Below are 17,225 nucleotides of genomic sequence, written 5' to 3' on the forward strand. Positions count from 1 at the left end.
CATTCCGGCGCCCCGGATCTCAGGGTGGGGTCAGGGTCGGGTCCTGAGGCCGCTCGGGCTCAGCGGGCAGCAGGATCGAAGCATGACCGAGGAAGCTGCCCCGCCACCCCACCCCGGGTCGGCACAGCCGGGTGGTTCATCACCACCCTCACCAGCCGCGACACCCGCCGGCTGGGCCGAGCCCGCCACGTTCGGGCCGCCCACAGGCACCGGCCCGACCGTCGGGCCAGCACCGGGCGCTCCGTCCGGCGCAGACGAGCCCGGCGGCACGGGCTCTGCCTCCGGCGGCGCGGGCTACGTGCCCGGCGGCTCTGGCCCCGGTGCCACGGGCTCTGCCCCCGGCGGCGCCGGCTACGGGCCCGGTGCCGGCTTCGCTGCCGGCACGGGCTACGTGCCCGGTTTCGGGACGGGTGGCGGCACCGGCACTCCACCCGGCGCGGGTGGTCCCGGGCCGTCCGTGGGCCCGCTGGGTGGCACCGGCTTCACCTCGCGGTACGGGTTGGTCCGGCCGCGCGACGGTCGATACCTGGCCGGCGTCTGTGCGGCGATCGGGCGCGCCACAAACACCGATCCGGTGCTCTGGCGGGTGCTGCTGGCGGTCCTCGGGTTCTTCGGCGGCATCGGCATCCTCGTGTACGTCGCCGCCTGGCTGATCATTCCGAACGAGGGCGACACGGCGTCCCCGGTGGAGTCCATGCTCGGCCGCGGCCGGTCCAGCATGTCGCCGGTGACGGTGATCGTGCTGAGCATCCTGGTCGCGGCCAGCTTCGGCTACATCGTCACCGACGCCTTCCGCGCGGTGCTGCTCGGCGTGGCCATCCTGATCGGCGGTGCGCTGCTGCTCAACCGGGACGGCCGAGGGCCACAGCCCAGCACCCCGGGTGGCGTCCCGCCCACCCCGGCCGGCACCCCACCCGGGCCCGTCCCTCCAGTCACCTGGCCGGCCCCGTCGCACGGCGCGGCGCCGCCCACCGGCCCGCTGGCGACGGCACCGCTCGCGGGCGGCGATCCGGCGTACGCCACTGTGGCCTCGGCCGAGGCGCCGACCACCCCGGCCTACGCCTCGCAGCCGGCCACCGCCACGCAGCCGATCAGCAGTGTGCAGCCGGTGTCCGAGGCGACGACGCCGGTGTCCGGGCAGCCGACCACCTCGACGGCTCCGGCGCAGGCGGGCTGGCCGGCACCCGCGCCGACCTGGCCGAGCGCCGGCACACCCAGCGCCGGTTGGCCGTCGGCGTCCAGCGCACCCGCGTCCGGCACAGCGACCGGTTACCAGAGCGGGTCGACACCGGGCGGGTACCGTCCTCCGTTCGCGCCGCACGGCCCGTACGCGTCACCGCCTCCTGCCGCGTACCCCCCGCAGAAACCACCGAAGCCGCCGAAGCGACAGCGGGAGCGTTCGCCGCTCGGTGCCGTGACCTTCTCGTTGATCTTCCTGGCCCTCGGCGTGGTCGCCCTGCTCGACCTGCTGAACGTCTTCGCCGTCGGCGCTTCGGCGTACTTCGCGGCCGCGCTTGCCACGATCGGGCTGGGGCTGCTGGTCGGCACCTGGTTCGGTCGGGCACGCTGGCTGATCGCGCTCGGCCTGGTGACCGCCGCCGCGCTGGGCACGGCGACGATCGCCGAGTCCTACGACCGGATCCGCGGTGTCGACGGCGCGGTCACCTGGGCGCCCACCGACTACCGCGATCTCGCCAGCCGGTACGAGAACAGTTTCGGTGACGCAGTGCTCGACCTGCGGGGGATCGACTTCGCGAAGCATGAGAGTCAGGTGACTGTGGAGGTCAACTTCGGCCACGCGACAGTGGTCGTCCCGCCCAACGTGGACGTCACCACAGTGGCCGACGTCAACGCGGGCGACGCCACCATCTTCGGTAAGCGCTCCGGTGGGCTGGACGGCCGGCAGCGGGAGTTCACCGACCTGGGCGCGGACGGCGCTGGCGGCGGGAAACTGCGCCTCTACATCCACGTCAACGCCGGCAACCTGGAGGTGACCCGGTGAAGGCTCACCGCACGGACCTGCTCTCGTTCGCCTTCGGGCTGCTCTTTCTGGCCCTGTCGGCCTGGTGGCTGCTCGCACAACTGCTCGGGCTGGCGCTGCCGCCGGTCGGTTGGTTCCTGGCCGGCGCGCTGATCCTGATCGGCGTGTTCGGGCTGGTCGGCGCACTGCGCTCCGGTCGGTCGAGCCGCCCGGAGCCGGGCGACGCCGCAGCGTCGGCCACGATCGGGCCCGAGCCCGGCGCGCCCACCCCGACCTCCGGCGCGGGCCTGCTGGCCTGGGACGCTCCCGCGCCGGAACCGGACGCGCCGACCGCGGCGTTCCGGACGCCGGAGCCATGGACTGCGGAGCTGCGGGCACCCGAGGCACCGACTGCGGCGTTCCGGACGCCGGAGCCACCGACGGCAGACGTGATCCACCCGGCCTGGCTGGCCCACCCCGCAGCCGAGCCGGAGGCCACACCGATCTCCGGCCCGCCCAGCGACGGCACCGACGCGCCGACCCGGCCCGACCACTCGACCGAACGGGTCGGCGTCGATGCGGCGGAGGATCGGGAGGGTCGACAGCGGGAATCGTGACAGGGGTGCCACCGCCCGCCGCGCTGTCGCACCACCGCGGCAGTGCGGCAGGCGCGGGCAGACGCATATGCTGGCCGGTGGAGAGATCTCGCCTCCGCCGGCCGGCCCGTCCCGCCGTGACGGCCCCGCCGCGATTCCCGTCTCTACCCCCGTCAGGAGCCCGCCCGACATGACGCAGTCCCCCGCCGTGCGCACCACCGGCCGGTCCGGTCCGGTCCGCATCGGCGAGCGAGCCGCCCGTACGCTCGTGGCCGAGTTGGCCCGGATGAACGACCCCAAGGTCGCCCTGCTGGTCGGCGCTAGCCCGGCGTCCGCGGTGCTGGCCGCGGCGATCGAGGCGCTGCTCCCCGGTGACCGACTCACAGTGGTGCCCGCCGAGTCGTCCGGCGCCACCGCGCTCCGCGAGCACGTCACCGCCCAGGGCCGGTGGGTCGCCGACCGGGTACGCGTGGTCGACTCGCTGGCCGAGGCGGAGCCCGCCGGTGTGGTCATCGCCGGCGAGGCGCTCGTCGGCACCGCCGAGGAGACCCGCAGCAACATTGACTGGCTGGCCAAGCACCTGATCGACGGCGCGGTGCTGAGCGTGGCCACCGCCGCGACACCGGGCCGGACCACAGGCGCCGCCGCCGAGTTGGCCCGGCAGGACGCCCTCTACGGCGTCGGCGCCGACCTGGTGCTGCGCAACTCGCCGCCGGTGCGTGTCTACCGGCTGCGCTTCACCACTGCCGCGCCGGCCGTGGCGGACCGGTTGGCTCCGGCGCACCGGCCGTCAAGCGTGCCGCTGACCAGGGGCATGCACATCGACTCCAACGGGGTGGCCGCTGCGGGCATCACGCTGGGCCTGGCCGCGCTGGCCCGGGTGGCGCGTCCGTCCTCGAAGCTGTGGCTGCTGCCGGCGCTTGCCGCCGGGCCGGTCGCCGCGTTCTTCCGCGACCCGGAGCGGGACGTCCCCGAGGATCCGGCCGCCGTGGTGGCCAGCGCGGACGGCAAGGTCCTGTCGGTGCAGCGACTGCACGACGAGCGGTTCGGCGACGGTGAGTGGCTGCGCATCGCGGTCTTCCTGTCGGTGCTGGACGTGCACGTCAACCGGGCTCCGGTCGCCGGCAAGGTGGTGGACTACTTCGTGGCCGACGGCGGCTTCGTCAACGCGATGAAGCCGGACGCCGAGCACAACGTGGCCGCGTACACCGTGTTGGACACCAGCCGCGGCACGGTGGTGGTCGCGCAGCGGACCGGCCTGATCGCCCGCCGGATCGTGCAGCGTGCGCCGATCGGCGCGTTGCTGGCCAAGGGCGAGCGCTTCGGGCTCATCCGGTTCGGCTCGCGGACCGACGTCTACCTGCCGGCCGAGGCCGCCGACCCGCTGGTCGGGCCGGGCGACAAGGTCGTCGGAGGGTCCACGGTCATCGCCCGCTGGCACTGACCCGCTAACGAGCAAACGGGGCGCCGCTTCCGCGGCGCCCCGTTTGCGTGTGCTCGGATGTTTCGTGCTCGGATGTTTTCCGTGTGCTCGGATGTTCTCGTGCGCTCGGATCAGGCGGTGCGACGCTGGCGCAGCCAGAGCACCGGCCCGCTGACCAGGTAACCCACCACGATCAGGACGAACGTGAGCTGGACGTCGACAAGCGCGCCGACCACCGGGGCCAGCCACAGCCACGGCGGCAACTTCACCAGCCGGGCGAGCTTCGCGTACGGGAAGCTGGACACCATCGCGAAGGCGAGCAGCGCCACCCCGGCGACAAGCACGGGGCCGGGCACCGGCACGCCGATCGCCACGGTTACGGCGAGCACCGCAGCCGCCATCGTGCTGGGGACGCCGCAGAAGAAGCGGCCATCCTTCGGCGAGACGTTGAAGCGGGCCAGCCGGATCGCGGCACAGGCCGCGACCAGGGCGCAGGCCACCGCTGCCGCAGCCGTCGGCACCGAGCCGGCGAGCGAGGCGTAGACCACGACGGGTGCCGCGAGGCCGAACGAGCACATGTCGGCAAGCGAGTCCATCTGGGCGCCGAACGGGCTGGCCACGCCGAGCCGGCGAGCCAGCGCGCCGTCGAGGCCGTCGAAGGCGACGCAGGCGATCAGGCAGAGCGCGGCGATGCGCACCTCGCCCTGCATGGCCAGGAAGATGGCAAGCATGCCGAGCATCAGGCTGGCCAGCGTGCAGGCGTTGACCAGGCCGAACTTCATCCGGCGGGCGATCGTGCGCTCGCCGGGGAGCAGCGGGATCGTCGCGGACGACGCGTCATCAGCGTGCGCCATCGACGGCAGCGCCGGGCTGACCGGCATCACCGCCTCGATCTCCGCCCGACCGGCGCGGAGCGACGGTCGGTTGAGCCGGTCCAGGCCGTAGCGACGACGCTGCCGCTCGGCATACCGGTGCTCGGGCGGCGCGACATCGGTGGGCAGCAGGTCACCGTCGCGGCGACCCACCCGGACCAGCAGCACCTGGCGGGCGAACGTGCTGCTGCGGCGCAACCGGCCCGCCCAGCGACGCCCAGCGGGGCGCGGACTGTCAGTCGTACGACGCCGGCGCCATGGGGCTCTCGGCACGTTTCCTCCATCACCGGATCGGCTAACCGCCGTGACGGCGGGTGTCCGGCTGTCTCGTGCCGGACCTTGCGTTGCCCGGCAGCCGTCTGCGGAGTACACCATCGCATAGGGGAATGTGGCTTGGCGATAGCTGCCTGCGGTACTTATCTAGCTCAAACCGCGCGAATCGCTGCCTTATTCCCATCTCGGGCTTCATCGCCCGTTCCTCCACCATTCCCACCTCTGACTGTACCGGAGGGTCACCTTCTCGGCTCAGCGAGCGGAGGGCTATCGAGTCAACTGTCCGATTGCCGAGGCAGCGATCTCGGTCAACGGCAGGTCAGCGGCCTCGGCGGGAGTGAACCAACCGGCCCTGGAGGTCGAGCCACCTGCGGACTCGGTCACCACCGCGTCGGTGGGTACGTCCACGAGCACCCGATAGATCACCCGTACGCCGTGCCAGTCCAAAGGGCGACCCTCCGGGCCGAGGGCGGCCGGGTTGTGCAGATTGTCCACGCCGAGCAACTCCACCACCCGGCCCAGCTGACCGCCCTCCTCGACGAGCTCGCGGAGCAGCCCGGTGATGGGCTGCTCACCGTGATCGGTGCCACCACCGGGCAGGTGCCACCTGCCGGCACCCGGATAGCCGTCGGCGATCTGGGTCAGCAGGACCCGCCCAGCCGGATCGGTGACCAGCCCGTACGCCCCGAAGCGCAGCCGGCGGTCCGGGTCCGTCGGAGGCAACGGCTCGGGCCGGCGCGCCCCGGCGGACAGCGGGGTGACCGGCAGCCCCAGCAGCTCGGCGCTGAACGGTGTCAGCGGCAGTCGGGACGCCTCGGCCGGGGTGACCCAGCGGGCCTGGTCCGTCGGGCCACCCGGGGCGTCCTGGAGGGCGCCGTCGCGCACGCTCAGCTCGAACGCCAGCCGGTCGGTGTGCAACGCGACCTCGTCGTTCCCCTGGGTGGTCACATCTGCCGTCACCGCCCGCAGCCGGGTCACCGTCGCTGCCAGGCCGGTCTGGCGGGCGACCGTACGCACGACGGCGCGCTCCGGGTGTTCGGCGTGTGCCACCGCGCCCCCGGGCAGTCGCCACACGCCGGGAAACTCCCCCGCCGCCGACTCCCGCACCAACAGAAAGTGCCCCTCCTGCCACAAAACGCCATAGACCGCAACTAACCGCCGCAACTCCACCCCGTCCACCGCCCCCCGGCCGCACTCCCCCGACAAACACCCGTCGATCATGAAGTTATCGCCGTCCATGTCGGCGTGTCCTGACAATAACTTCATGATCAACGCAGGAGGCGGGTTGGGGTTGGGTCAGGTGAGGCGGGCTGCTTGGACTGCTTCTGCTGTTACTTCGGTTAGGCGGTCGGTGGGGAGGGCGCCCAACTCGTCGCGGCCGAACCAGCGGGCCTCGCAGGTGGAGCCGCCGACGTCGGCGATCGTCAGCGGGTCGGGTTGGTCGACCACCACGCGGTAGAAGGCGCGGACGCCGTGCCAGTCGATCGGGTAGCCCTCCGGGCCGAGCGAGGCGGCGTCGCGGTGGCTGGCCACACCGAGCAGCTCGACGAGGCGACCGGTCTGCCCGGTCTCCTCGACCAACTCCCGGATCAACGCCGCGCCGGGCTGCTCGCCATAGTCGGTGCCGCCGCCGGGCAGGTGCCAGCGGCCGGCGCCGGGGTAGCCGTCGGAGATGCGGGTGAGCAGCACCCGACCGGCCGGGTCGGTGCACACCGCGTACGCGGCGAAGCGCTGCGCCCGGTGCAGCCCGTCCGGGCCGGGCACCGCGTTGAAGGAGGGGAACTCGGGTGTCTCGTCGGGCACCACGTCGGCCGAGTAGGCGGGCAGCCCGAGGGCACGCGCGGTGAACGAGCGCAGCGGCAGCTTGCGCGCCTCGTCGAGGGTGTACCAGCGGGCGAGGTCGGTGGGGCGCTCGCCGACCCGGTCGGACAGCGTGCCGCCGCGCACCGCGACCTGGTAGATCAGCCGATCGGTGTGGATGGTGATGCCGCGATCCGGCAGTGCCCGCATGTCGGCGAGCACGTCGGCCAGGCCCGAGACGGCGACCGAGAGGCCGGTCTCGGCGGCGGTCTCGCGGACCACCGTGTGGTTCGGGTCCTCGCCGTGGTCGACTGCCCCGCCAGGCAGCGACCAGGTGCCGGGGGTGCCGGAGCGCTCCGATGCGCGGACCAGCAACACTCGGCCGTCTGAATCAGCACAAACTGCGTATGCCGCGATCCTGCGGAGCGGCTCCAGCATGGTGGTCACGGAACCAAATTCTCCCCGGGCCGGGTTACCGGAACGGAAAAGAGTCGGATTCCTGACTGTTTGGTCCCGCTCAGGGATCGGTCAGGGTAAGGATCCGGGCGGTCACCGAGGTCGGGTCGGACTCTGGCGCGGACTGTGGAGACATGACAACCACCGGCGCTCCTCACGCCCCGTACAAGCAGCTCCGGCGACCGACGACCGACCGCATGGTGGCAGGGGTCGCCAGCGGTCTCGGCCGCTACTTCGACGTCGACCCCACACTGGTCCGGGTGATCTTCGCGGTCACCGGCCTGCTCACCGGCGGGCTGGCGCTGTTCGCGTACCCGATCATGTGGTTCCTGATGCCCGAGGAGCCCGCCAGCGCGCCCGCCTGGCCGCACCCGGCGGGCGCCGCGCCGCAGGGCCCGCCGCCGACCGTCGGACCACAGCCGGGGTACGCCCCGACGCCGCCCTACCCGCCGACGATCCCGCCGGCTGCCGGCTGAGCGGCGCTCACTCCCACTCGATGGTGCCTGGCGGCTTGCTGGTGACGTCCAGGACCACCCGGTTGACCTCGGCTACCTCGTTGGTGATCCGGGTGGAGATCCGGGCGACCACGTCGTAGGGGAGGCGCGACCAGTCGGCCGTCATCGCGTCCTCGCTGGAGACCGGGCGCAGCACCACGGGATGCCCGTAGCTGCGCCCGTCACCCTGCACACCGACGCTGCGCACGTCGGCCAGCAGCACCACGGGGAACTGCCAGACGCCGCGGTCGAGACCGGCCGCTGTCAGCTCCTCGCGGGCGATCAGGTCGGCCCGGCGCAGCAGGTCGAGCCGCTCCTGGTCGACCGCGCCGATGATCCGGATGGCCAGACCCGGGCCGGGGAACGGGTGCCGCCAGACCATCGCCTCGGGCAGGCCCAACTGGAGGCCGAGTGCCCGGACCTCGTCCTTGAAGAGCGTGCGCAGGGGCTCGACAAGTGCGAACTTCAGGTCCTCCGGCAGGCCGCCGACGTTGTGGTGGCTCTTGATGTTGGCGGTGCCGGTGCCGCCGCCGGACTCGACCACGTCGGGGTAGAGGGTGCCCTGGACCAGGAACTCCACGTCGCCGTGCAGGGCGACCTCGCGGGCGGCGGCCTCGAAGACGCGGATGAACTCCCGGCCGATGATCTTGCGCTTCTGCTCCGGGTCGGTCACCCCGGCTAGCGCGCCGAGGAAGCGGTCCGTCGCGTCGACCACCTTGAGCTTGATGCCGGTGGCCGCCACGTAGTCCTTCTCGACCTGCTCGGCCTCGCCCGCGCGCAGCAGGCCGTGGTCGACGAAGACGCATGTGAGCTGGTCGCCGACCGCCTTGTGCACCAGGGCTGCGGCGACCGCCGAGTCCACCCCGCCGGACAGGCCGCAGATGACCTCCTTGTCGCCGACCTGGGCGCGGATCCGCGCAACCTGCTCGTCGATGATGTTCTCGGGCGTCCAGGTCGGCTCGATGCCGGCGATGTCGTACAGGAAGCGCTTGAGCATCTCCTGACCGTGCGCGGTGTGCCCGACCTCCGGGTGGAACTGCACCCCGGCCCGACGACCGGCCAGATCCTCGAAGGCCGCCACCGGCGCGCCCGCCGACTCGGCGGTCACCGTGAAGCCCTCGGGCGCCTCGGTGACGCAGTCGCCATGGCTCATCCAGACCGGCAGGTCGGCCGGCAGGTCACGCAGCAGCACACCCGGGTCGAGCAAGCGGGGGCGCAGGGGGGTGCCGCCGTACTCACGGTTGCCCGTCTTTGCGACAGTGCCGCCGAGGGCCTGGGCCATCGCCTGGAAGCCGTAGCAGATGCCGAAGACCGGCACGTCGGCGGTGAACATGCCGGCGTCGATCTGCGGGGCGTCCGGCGCGTAGACGCTTGACGGGCCGCCGGAGAGGATGATCGCGGCGGGGTTCTTCGCAAGCATCTCGGCGACGGGCATCGAGTGCGGCACGATCTCGGAGTAGACCCTCGCCTCGCGGACCCGGCGCGCGATGAGCTGGGCGTACTGGGCTCCGAAGTCCACAACGAGGACTGGGCGAGGCAGGCTCATGTGCACAAAGCCTACCGAGTGTCACCCCCACCCCCACCACCGGCACACCACCCACCCCGCTCCCCCCGCGATCTTGCACTTGCTGCCTCGACAAAATTCGCATATGCCGCGTAACGGCGACCGAAAGTGCAAGATCGGCGAGGCTAGGGGGTGGGGCGTAGAGCTGCGGGGGCGTTTGGTGGGACTGCCGGGTTTTTGGGGGGTACGGGAGGGAGCCTGCGGTACGGGGTGCCGACAGGCGGGCGGGGATCCTCGTCGCCCTTGTTGGGCCAGAAGGACATCGCCCGTTCCGCCTGCGCGGTGATGGTCAGCGACGGGTTGACGCCCAGGTTCGCGGAGATCGCCGCGCCGTCGACGACGTGCAGCCCGGGGTGGCCGTACACCCGGTGCCAGGGGTCGATCACCCCGTCGGCAGAGGTGGCGCCGATCGCCGCCCCGCCCAGGATGTGCGCGGTCACCGGGATGTCGAACGGCTCGGTGACCGAGCCTCCGGGCGTACCCCCGATCTCCTCGGCGAGCAGCCGGGCGGCGGTGTTGCCGGCCGGGATCCAGGTCGGGTTCGGCGCGCCGTGGCCCGGACCGGTGACTAGCCGGCCGCCGAACACGCCCCGCCGCCAGCGGGTGGTGAGCGAGTTGTCGACCGACTGCATCACCAGGGCGATCACCGTCCGCTCCGACCAGCCCCGCACCGAGAGCATCCGGGCGGCCAACCTCGGCTGCCGCACGATACTGCCCAGCCAGCGCCGGACCCGGTGCGGGCCGCCGTCGACAAGCAGCGACTGGAGCAGCCCCATGGCGTTGGAGCCGCGCCCGTAGCGGACCGGCTCGATGTGGGTCTGCGGGTCGGGGTGGAACGAGCTGGTGATCGCCACCCCGTCGGTGAAGTCCATCCGTTGCGCCCGGGCCCGTTGGCGTGGCACCGAGGCGCCCAGGATCGCCTCCGAATTGGTCCGGGTCAGCTCGCCGACGCGGGCGGACAGCCCGGGCAGCACGCCGTCGTCCCGCATCGCGTGCAGCAGTCGTTGGGTGCCGAGCGCACCGGCCGCGAACACCACCTCGTCGGCGTGGATCACCTCACGGCGGTGCCGCACCCAGGCGCCGGTGCGGACGGTGTGCACGTCGTACCCGCCGCCGGCTGCCGGTTTGACGGCCGTCACAGTGGTCAGCGGATGCACTGTGACACCCAGCCGCTCGGCGAGCCACAGGTAGTTCTTGACAAGCGTGTTCTTGGCCCCGTGCCGGCAGCCGGTCATGCACCCACCGCAGTGCGTGCAGCCGGTGCGCTCCGGGCCGGCGCCACCGAAGTACGGGTCGGCAACCCGCTCGCCGGGCCTACCGATGTGCACACCCACCGGGGTGGCGTGGAAGGTGTGCCCAACCCCCATCCGCTCGGCCACCGCCCGCATGGCGCGGTCCGCGCCGGTGTCCACCGGGTACGTGGTGACGCCGAGCATCCGTTTCGCCTGGTCGTAGTGGCGAGCCAACTCGTCGCGCCAGTCGGTGATGTCCCGCCACTGCGGGTCGGCGTAGAAGGCCGGCAGGGGTTCGTAGAGGGTGTTCGCGTAGACCAGCGAGCCGCCGCCCACCCCGGCCCCGGAGAGCACCAGCACCCCGCTGCCGGAGCGCCTGTCGGCCGAGCGGAGCAGGGTGAGCCGCTGGATGCCGTAACAGCCCAGCTTCGGCGCCCACAGGAACCTGCGTGCACGCCAGGACGTCTGGGGGAACTCGTCGTCGGCGAAGCGTCGACCAGCCTCCAGGACGCCTACCGAATAGCCCTTCTCGGCCAGCCGGAGCGCGGTGACGCTGCCACCGAAGCCAGACCCGATGACGAGCACGTCATACCCCATGGACGCATCATTACTCGCGAGTAGCGCTCGCGCCAGCGGCAGTTTTCGCGCGATCATGCTCCGGCCGGCCGACCCGGCGCATTCCGGCCGCAACCGGGAGCACCCGTCGGAGCGTTGGTCCGGAAACGGGTGGAAGGAATCGAATATGGTCCTGGGGTCGATGGCACCGCGCCGACGGTGGCTCCTGTTCGGGTTGACCGCCCTGGCGATCGTGGCGCTCGTCGTGGCCGGGACGGTCGTCGTCAACCGGCTGGCCGCCGACAACACACCGCAGCGCGCGGCACCGGCGGCCAGCTCGCCGAGCCCGTCGCCGATCAGCACGCCCACACCGAGCCCCACCGGCCCGCCGCCCGGCGCCGACATCACCGGCCCGCTGAACCTGCTGCTGGTCGGCGTCGACACCCGCGTCAGCGTGCCCGGCTGGGAACCGCACTCCGACGCCGTACTTGTGCTGCACGTCCCGAAAGGTCTGGGCCGCGCGTACCTCTTCTCGCTCCCCCGCGACCTGGTGGTGGACATCCCGGCGTTCCCCAAGGCCGGCTACCCGGGCGGCCGGACCAAGCTCACCCACGCGATGAGCTACGGCAGCCGCGTGCCGGGCAAGCCGAAACAGCCGAGCGCCGCCCAGGGGTACGAGCTGCTGCGCAGCACGGTCAGCGGCTACACCGGGCTGCGCATCGACGCCGGCGCGGTGCTCACCTTCAACGGGTTCGACAGGCTCGTGAACGCCCTCGGCGGTGTGGACATCTACGTCGACCAGCGGGTCGCATCGATGCACCGCCGGCCCGACGGCAAGCACCGCCAAAGCGCGCCCGGCGGCTACACCGGGCCGCAGATGGTCTACGAGAAGGGCGAACGGCACCTCAACGGCTGGCAGGCGCTGGACTACGCGCGGCAGCGCTACATGACGGGTGGGGACTACGCCCGGCAGCGCCACCAGCAGCAACTGATCCGCGCTCTGACCCGCAAGATCCTCGCCGAGGACCTGGCCCAGCAGCCGGAGCGGGTCGACGAGGTCGTCGCCGCGCTCGGCAACACCCTGATCTACGTGGGCGGCCGCAAGATCGTCGACCTGGCGTACGCGCTCAGCCGGGTGCCGGAGAACCGCTTCGTGCTTGTCGGCCTGCCCGGCTCAGGCGTCGGCAAGGGCAGCGCCTACCGCGGCGAACAGCTCACCAGCACCGGCCGCGCGTTCCTCACCGAACTACGCGCCGGCCGCGCCGACGCCTACCTCGCCTCCCACCCCACCCTGGTCGTAAAAACCTAACCCCCACGCCCCGAGCGCCCCGCGCCCCGCGAGCGCCCCGCGATCTTGCACTTTCGGTCACCGGTTCGTGGGGTTTTGCCCCATTCGCCCCGGCAGAAAGTGCAAGATCGCGGGAGGAGGAGGGGGGCGGGCGGGGTGGGGGTGGGGGTGGGGGTTATAGGGGTTTCGGGGTTGGGGGTTTTTTGGTGTTGTAGAGCCAGGCGTCGAAGAGGGCGTCGAGTTGCTTGCCGGAGATGCCCTCGGCGAGGGCCACGAACTCCGCGGTGCTGGCGGTGCCGTTGCGCTTCTCGGCCGCCCAGGTCTTGATGATCTCGAAGAACGCAGTGTCGCCGACGGCCACCCGCAGCGCGTGTAGGGCCATCCCGCCGCGCTGGTAGACCGACTCGCTGAACAACTCCTTGGCCCCCGGCTTGCCCGGCGGCGTCCGCCACACCTGTGCGGGCACCTCGGCGTACCGGATGTCGAACGCCTCCTCGGCGGTGTACTGCTCGGTGTGCTCGGCCCAGAGCCACTCCGCGTACGTCGCGAAGCCCTCGTTGAGCCAGATGTCCTCCCACTTGGCAAGCGCCACGCTGTTGCCGAACCACTGGTGGGCCAACTCGTGGGCGACCACCTCGGTGTTCTCGCCACGCCGGAAGAAGTCGGCGGAGTAGACCGGGCGGCTCTGGGTTTCCAGCGCGTAGGAGATCCGGCTGTCGGAGACCACCACACCGCCGTACGCGTCGAAGGGGTACGGCCCGAACACGGTCTCCAGGTAGTCGGCCACCTTGACGGTCTGCGCGATCGACGCGTCCGGGGCGCCCTTGGCGAGGGTGGTGGTGACCGCGCTGTAGACCGGCCGGCCCTTGTGCTCGCCGGTGGTGATCCGGAACTTGCCGATCACCACCATGCTCAGGTAGCTGGCCATTGGCGACTTCTCCGACCACTTCCAGGTGGTCCAGCCGTCAGTGGTGGTCGAGCCGCCCGGCACGCCGTTGCTGATCGCGGTGAGGCCCTTCGGGACGGTGATTTCGAAGTCGTAGGTCGCCTTGTCGGACGGGTGGTCGTTGACGGGGAACCAGGTGCTCGCCGACTCGGGCTGGCCGAGGGCTATGGCACCGTCGTCGGTGTGCAGGAACCCGCCGTCGCCGAGCATCTCGTTCTTCAGCGGTTTCGGCACGCCCTCGTACGCGATCTCGGCCACGAACCCGTTGCCTGCGATCAGGCCGGAGGCCGGCTTGATCACCAGCTCGTTCTCGGTCCGCGTGTGAATGGCCGGGGCGTCGTCCACTGTGACAGTCGTGACGGTCAGGCCCGCCAGGTCGAGGTTGAAACTCGACAGGTCCGACGTCGCGGTGGCCCGCACCGTGGCGGTGCCGGTCAGCCGGCCCTTTGCCGGGTCGTAGCGCACCTTCACGGTGTACTGCCCGACGTCGTAGCCACCGTTTCCGTAGCTGGGGAAGTAGGTGTCGTCGACACCGGCCGCGCCGGGGGTGAACACCCGCGACGGTGACGGGGACGCGCTCGGTGGCGGCGTCATTCGGTCCTGCTCGGTCGAGCCGCAGCCGGACAGCACGAGCGCCCCGGTCACCAGCCCAGCGGCGGCCACCCGCAGCCTGCGCGGCGTTTCCCGCATCGCGAACCCTCCCCGTACGGCGGCGCGGCCGGCATCGCCACCCGCGCGACCGGTGCCCGTGCCGATCGCAGGCGGCAGCCTATCGACAGGGCATCACGGGCCCGTCACGGCAGTGTCGGTGCCGCGCCGCCCACCAACCAGGCGTCCAGGAGCGGTCGCAACTGCCGGTTCGACACCCTCTCGGCCAGCGCGACGAAGTCCGCGGTGGTGGCGTTTCCGCCCGCCCGCTCGGTCGTCCAGGTCCGCAGGATGCGAAAGAACGTGTCGTCGCCGACGGTGCGGCGCAGCGCGTGCACAGCGAGCGCGCCGCGCTTGTAGACGGCGGTGCCGAACATCCGCTCCCGTCCGGGCTCGACCGATGGCTGCGACCAGTCGGTCACCGCGTACTGGAGCTCGAAGTTGCGTTGGGCGGTCCGGCCGCCGTCGTGCTCCTCCCACAGCCACTCGGCGTAGCTGGCGAAGCCCTCGTTGAGCCAGATGTCGCCCCACCGGCTGAGCGAGACGCTGTCACCGAACCACTGGTGGGCCAGTTCGTGCGCCACGACGCCCGGGTTGGGCCGGTCGTCGGTGAAGAAGGCGGGGCCGTAGACCGGCCGGGACTGGGTCTCCAGCGCGTACCCGATCCGGTCGTCCGCGACCACGATGCCGCCGTACGAGTCGAACGGGTACGGGCCGAAGCGGCTGGCCAGGAAGTCGACGATCTCCCCGGTGCGGGCCAGCGAGGTGGCAGCCCCGCCGGTCGCCGGGAGGCTCGCCGAGACGGCGGTGACAATCGGTCGTCCGGCGTGACTGCCGCTGACCACCCGGTAGTTTCCGACCACGAGGGTGCTCAGGTAGCTGGCCATCGGGGTGCGCTCCGACCAGCGCCAGGTGGTCCAGCCGTCGGCGCTGGTCTTCGGCCCGGGCACCCCGTTGCTCAGGGCGGACAGTCCGTCCGGGACGGTCACGGCGATGTCGTAGCTGGCCTTGTCCGACGGATGGTCGTTGACCGGGAACCAGGTGGCGGCGGAGTCGGGCTGGCCGAGTGCGATCGCGCCGTCGTCGGTGTGGAGGAAGCCGCCGCTGCCCAGCGCACCGTCGGCGACGGCGGTGGGCACACCGCCGTAGTCGACCACCACTGTGAACGGCCGGCCGCGCGGCAGCCGATCGTGCGGGGTCACCACCAGCTCGCCGTCGTCGCGACGGTGCTCGGCCCGCGTCTTGTCCACGGTGACCGCGCCGACGTCCAGGCCGGCGAGGTCCAGGTTGAACCGGGACAGAGCCTGGGTGGTCGTGGCCGCGATGGTGGCCCTGCCGGTGAGCCGATCGGTCGTCGGGTCGTACCGGACGTCCAGGTTGTAGTGCGCGACGTCGTAGCCGCCGTTGCCGCGCCCGGGCACGTACGAGTCACCGGCGTCGGCGGCGCCGGGCCGGAATCCGTCGCTGTCGGCGGCCGTGCAGCCCATGACGCCCAGCACAACGGCGCAGGTCAACGCGGTGACGGTTGCCAACCGGCGGCGGCGCGGCGTCCGTCCGGTGAGGACCATGCGCGTCTCCTTCCGCCCGGTCGCCCGGGTCACGACGAGCCTAGCCAGCACCGGCGGGCCCGAGGTGTGTATTGACGCTCGTCAGTAACTTTCGCTCAAACAAGCAAAAGTTAGCTCGCATCGACACTTTCTTTTGGCTGTTGCCGACGTTACTGTCTGACCCCAAGATGTAACGCACCTGGAACATCCCGGTGGATCACATCCAGGTGCGGGACACGGAGTCCCGCACCGACACGCCGTGGCGGCGGCGTGCAGTTGCCCCTTCGATTCACGACACCCGCACCCTCCGACCTCACCGGGGGCGCGGACCGGGCGCTCGGCGGCGCCCCGCGACGGAACCCCACGTCGCATCTCTTGCTGATCGTTATCGACGGCATCCGCCGTCGCGAAAGGTGGGACAATGCCAGACCGAACCGCACCCGACGCCACACCGGCCAGCCGACTCAGCCGCCGTTCCCTTCTCGCCGCCTCGGCCAGCGCCGCCGCCGTGATCGGCGCGGCCGGCCTACCGGTCCTCGCCACCGGCGCCCCCGCGCTCGCCCACCCGAAGGACAAGGGCAAGGACAAGGACAAGGGGAAGAGCAAGCTGCGGGTCGAACCGCTGATCCCGTCGAAGAACCGCGGCATCATCCTCTACAGCGTCCGGGACCGGATCACCGCAGCACCCGACGACAGCGGCGTACCGTACGGCTTCGAGCGCGTCCTCGCCCGGCTGGCCGAGATCGGCTACAAGGAGATCGAGTTCGCCGGTTACACCCAGCACACCTCGATCCTCGGCCGGCAGATCACCCCGCGCGAGATCCGCAAGATCCTCGATGACAACGGTCTGGTCGCCAACGGCACCCACGCCTCGGTCCAGGCGGCCACCTTCCAGGAGCAGCTGGACATCGCCGAGGAACTCGGCATGAAGAACATCGGCACGGGCAGCGACCCGACCAACAGCGCCTACAAGGCCGACTGGGACGCCGCCGCCGACACCTGGAACGAGTTGGGCCGGCAGGCACGTGCCCGTGGCATGCGGCTCTACACGCACAACCACGACGTCGCGTACAGCTTCCTGCTCGACTCCGGGCCGCTCGACGCACAGGGCCGCCCCACCCGCTCGTCGGGCATCCGGCGGCTGGAGTACTTCTTCGGCAAGACCGACCCCCGGTACGTCTTCTTCGAGTTCGACATCTACTGGGGCTACGTGGCCCGCTACAAGCACCAGAAGTACGTCGACCCGGCCGGCCGCGAAGTGACCGACCTGTTCGACCCGATCCTCAACGTGGCCGACCGGACCACCAGGTTCCCGCTCTTCCACGCCAAGGACGGCGACCGGGACACGAGCGTGGCCAACGGCCACCAGATGGTCCCCCTCGGCGAGGGCGACATCAACTTCCAGCAGTTCTTCCAGACCATCGGCGAGCGCGACTTCCACCACGCCAACTGGGAGATGGACACCGCCCCCGGCGGGACCGCCAACCGCGGGCAGTCGCTTGACTTCGCGGAGCTCAGCTACCGCAACATGTCCGACCTGACGATCTACCTCAAGAAGTAGCACCCCGCAC

At 71.6% G+C, this 17,225-nt stretch carries 12 protein-coding genes and 1 pseudogene; 6 read left to right on the top strand and 7 right to left on the bottom strand.

The window, feature by feature from the left end:
* Positions 1 to 82: 82 nt before the first annotated feature.
* The 3 genes and pseudogenes from ACFY2Q_RS16225 to ACFY2Q_RS16235 all read left to right on the top strand — a co-directional run bounded on the left by ACFY2Q_RS16225 (position 83) and on the right by ACFY2Q_RS16235 (position 4,000).
* Positions 83 to 2,002: a PspC domain-containing protein gene (locus tag ACFY2Q_RS16225; RefSeq protein ID WP_387130847.1), complete on the top strand. Its 1,920-nt coding sequence runs from the start codon at positions 83 to 85 to the stop codon at positions 2,000 to 2,002.
* Positions 1,999 to 2,262 (top strand): annotated as a pseudogene (locus tag ACFY2Q_RS16230) (hypothetical protein); the annotation flags it as partial. The gene ACFY2Q_RS16225 and the pseudogene ACFY2Q_RS16230, both read left to right, overlap by 4 nt.
* A gap of 484 nt (positions 2,263 to 2,746) precedes the next feature.
* Positions 2,747 to 4,000 carry a phosphatidylserine decarboxylase gene (locus tag ACFY2Q_RS16235; protein ID WP_387130849.1) on the top strand — a complete coding sequence of 418 codons (1,254 nt, stop codon included), beginning with the start codon at positions 2,747 to 2,749 and terminating at the stop codon, positions 3,998 to 4,000.
* 110 nt (positions 4,001 to 4,110) lie between these two features.
* On the opposite strand, the gene ACFY2Q_RS16240 is transcribed toward ACFY2Q_RS16235, so the two are convergent.
* From ACFY2Q_RS16240 to ACFY2Q_RS16250, 3 genes are all read right to left on the bottom strand, one after another.
* The gene (locus ACFY2Q_RS16240) at positions 4,111 to 5,049 is read right to left on the bottom strand and encodes a CDP-alcohol phosphatidyltransferase family protein (RefSeq protein ID WP_387130949.1); all 939 of its coding nucleotides are present in this window, start codon (positions 5,047 to 5,049) and stop codon (positions 4,111 to 4,113) included.
* Between the two features lie 342 nt (positions 5,050 to 5,391).
* Positions 5,392 to 6,294, bottom strand: a complete 903-nt coding sequence (locus ACFY2Q_RS16245) for an NUDIX hydrolase (protein WP_387130950.1) — start codon at positions 6,292 to 6,294, stop codon at positions 5,392 to 5,394.
* A gap of 126 nt (positions 6,295 to 6,420) precedes the next feature.
* A complete protein-coding gene (locus tag ACFY2Q_RS16250; protein ID WP_387130850.1) occupies positions 6,421 to 7,371 on the bottom strand; it encodes an NUDIX hydrolase in 951 nt (316 codons plus the stop codon).
* A gap of 143 nt (positions 7,372 to 7,514) precedes the next feature.
* Here ACFY2Q_RS16250 and ACFY2Q_RS16255 point away from each other — a divergent pair, with 143 nt between their 5' ends.
* Positions 7,515 to 7,856 carry a PspC domain-containing protein gene (locus tag ACFY2Q_RS16255; protein ID WP_387130852.1) on the top strand — a complete coding sequence of 114 codons (342 nt, stop codon included), beginning with the start codon at positions 7,515 to 7,517 and terminating at the stop codon, positions 7,854 to 7,856.
* A 7-nt stretch (positions 7,857 to 7,863) separates the two neighbouring features.
* Here ACFY2Q_RS16255 and guaA read toward each other — a convergent pair whose 3' ends face one another.
* Positions 7,864 to 9,420 (bottom strand): glutamine-hydrolyzing GMP synthase, encoded by a 1,557-nt coding sequence (gene guaA, locus ACFY2Q_RS16260; protein WP_387130853.1) that lies wholly within the window; start codon positions 9,418 to 9,420, stop codon positions 7,864 to 7,866.
* 143 nt (positions 9,421 to 9,563) lie between these two features.
* Positions 9,564 to 11,267 carry an FAD-dependent oxidoreductase gene (locus ACFY2Q_RS16265; protein WP_387130854.1) on the bottom strand — a complete coding sequence of 568 codons (1,704 nt, stop codon included), beginning with the start codon at positions 11,265 to 11,267 and terminating at the stop codon, positions 9,564 to 9,566.
* 145 nt (positions 11,268 to 11,412) lie between these two features.
* On the opposite strand from ACFY2Q_RS16265, the gene ACFY2Q_RS16270 reads away from it, so the two are divergent.
* Positions 11,413 to 12,534 carry an LCP family protein gene (locus ACFY2Q_RS16270; RefSeq protein ID WP_387130855.1) on the top strand — a complete coding sequence of 374 codons (1,122 nt, stop codon included), beginning with the start codon at positions 11,413 to 11,415 and terminating at the stop codon, positions 12,532 to 12,534.
* A 154-nt stretch (positions 12,535 to 12,688) separates the two neighbouring features.
* Here ACFY2Q_RS16270 and ACFY2Q_RS16275 read toward each other — a convergent pair whose 3' ends face one another.
* Positions 12,689 to 14,149: a M1 family metallopeptidase gene (locus tag ACFY2Q_RS16275; protein WP_387130857.1), complete on the bottom strand. Its 1,461-nt coding sequence runs from the start codon at positions 14,147 to 14,149 to the stop codon at positions 12,689 to 12,691.
* Between the two features lie 104 nt (positions 14,150 to 14,253).
* The gene (locus ACFY2Q_RS16280) at positions 14,254 to 15,675 is read right to left on the bottom strand and encodes a M1 family metallopeptidase (RefSeq protein ID WP_387130859.1); all 1,422 of its coding nucleotides are present in this window, start codon (positions 15,673 to 15,675) and stop codon (positions 14,254 to 14,256) included.
* A 400-nt stretch (positions 15,676 to 16,075) separates the two neighbouring features.
* Between ACFY2Q_RS16280 and ACFY2Q_RS16285 the strand changes: the two genes are divergently transcribed.
* The gene (locus tag ACFY2Q_RS16285; RefSeq protein WP_387130860.1) at positions 16,076 to 17,215 is read left to right on the top strand and encodes a sugar phosphate isomerase/epimerase family protein; all 1,140 of its coding nucleotides are present in this window, start codon (positions 16,076 to 16,078) and stop codon (positions 17,213 to 17,215) included.
* The last annotated feature ends 10 nt before the right edge of the window (positions 17,216 to 17,225 follow it).

The organism is Micromonospora sp. NPDC000316 (assembly GCF_042898885.1).
Lineage (GTDB): Bacteria > Actinomycetota > Actinomycetes > Mycobacteriales > Micromonosporaceae > Micromonospora.

Excerpts from the sequence above, each read along its gene's own strand:
- ACFY2Q_RS16225 (WP_387130847.1), top strand. The coding sequence starts at position 83 with ATGACCGAGGAAGCTGCCCCGCCACCCCACCCCGGGTCGGCACAGCCG.
- ACFY2Q_RS16235 (WP_387130849.1), top strand. The coding sequence starts at position 2,747 with ATGACGCAGTCCCCCGCCGTGCGCACCACCGGCCGGTCCGGTCCGGTC.
- ACFY2Q_RS16255 (WP_387130852.1), top strand. The coding sequence starts at position 7,515 with ATGACAACCACCGGCGCTCCTCACGCCCCGTACAAGCAGCTCCGGCGA.
- guaA (WP_387130853.1), bottom strand. The coding sequence starts at position 9,420 with ATGAGCCTGCCTCGCCCAGTCCTCGTTGTGGACTTCGGAGCCCAGTAC.
- ACFY2Q_RS16265 (WP_387130854.1), bottom strand. The coding sequence starts at position 11,267 with ATGGGGTATGACGTGCTCGTCATCGGGTCTGGCTTCGGTGGCAGCGTC.
- ACFY2Q_RS16270 (WP_387130855.1), top strand. The coding sequence starts at position 11,413 with ATGGTCCTGGGGTCGATGGCACCGCGCCGACGGTGGCTCCTGTTCGGG.
- ACFY2Q_RS16275 (WP_387130857.1), bottom strand. The coding sequence starts at position 14,149 with ATGCGGGAAACGCCGCGCAGGCTGCGGGTGGCCGCCGCTGGGCTGGTG.
- ACFY2Q_RS16280 (WP_387130859.1), bottom strand. The coding sequence starts at position 15,675 with ATGGTCCTCACCGGACGGACGCCGCGCCGCCGCCGGTTGGCAACCGTC.
- ACFY2Q_RS16285 (WP_387130860.1), top strand. The coding sequence starts at position 16,076 with ATGCCAGACCGAACCGCACCCGACGCCACACCGGCCAGCCGACTCAGC.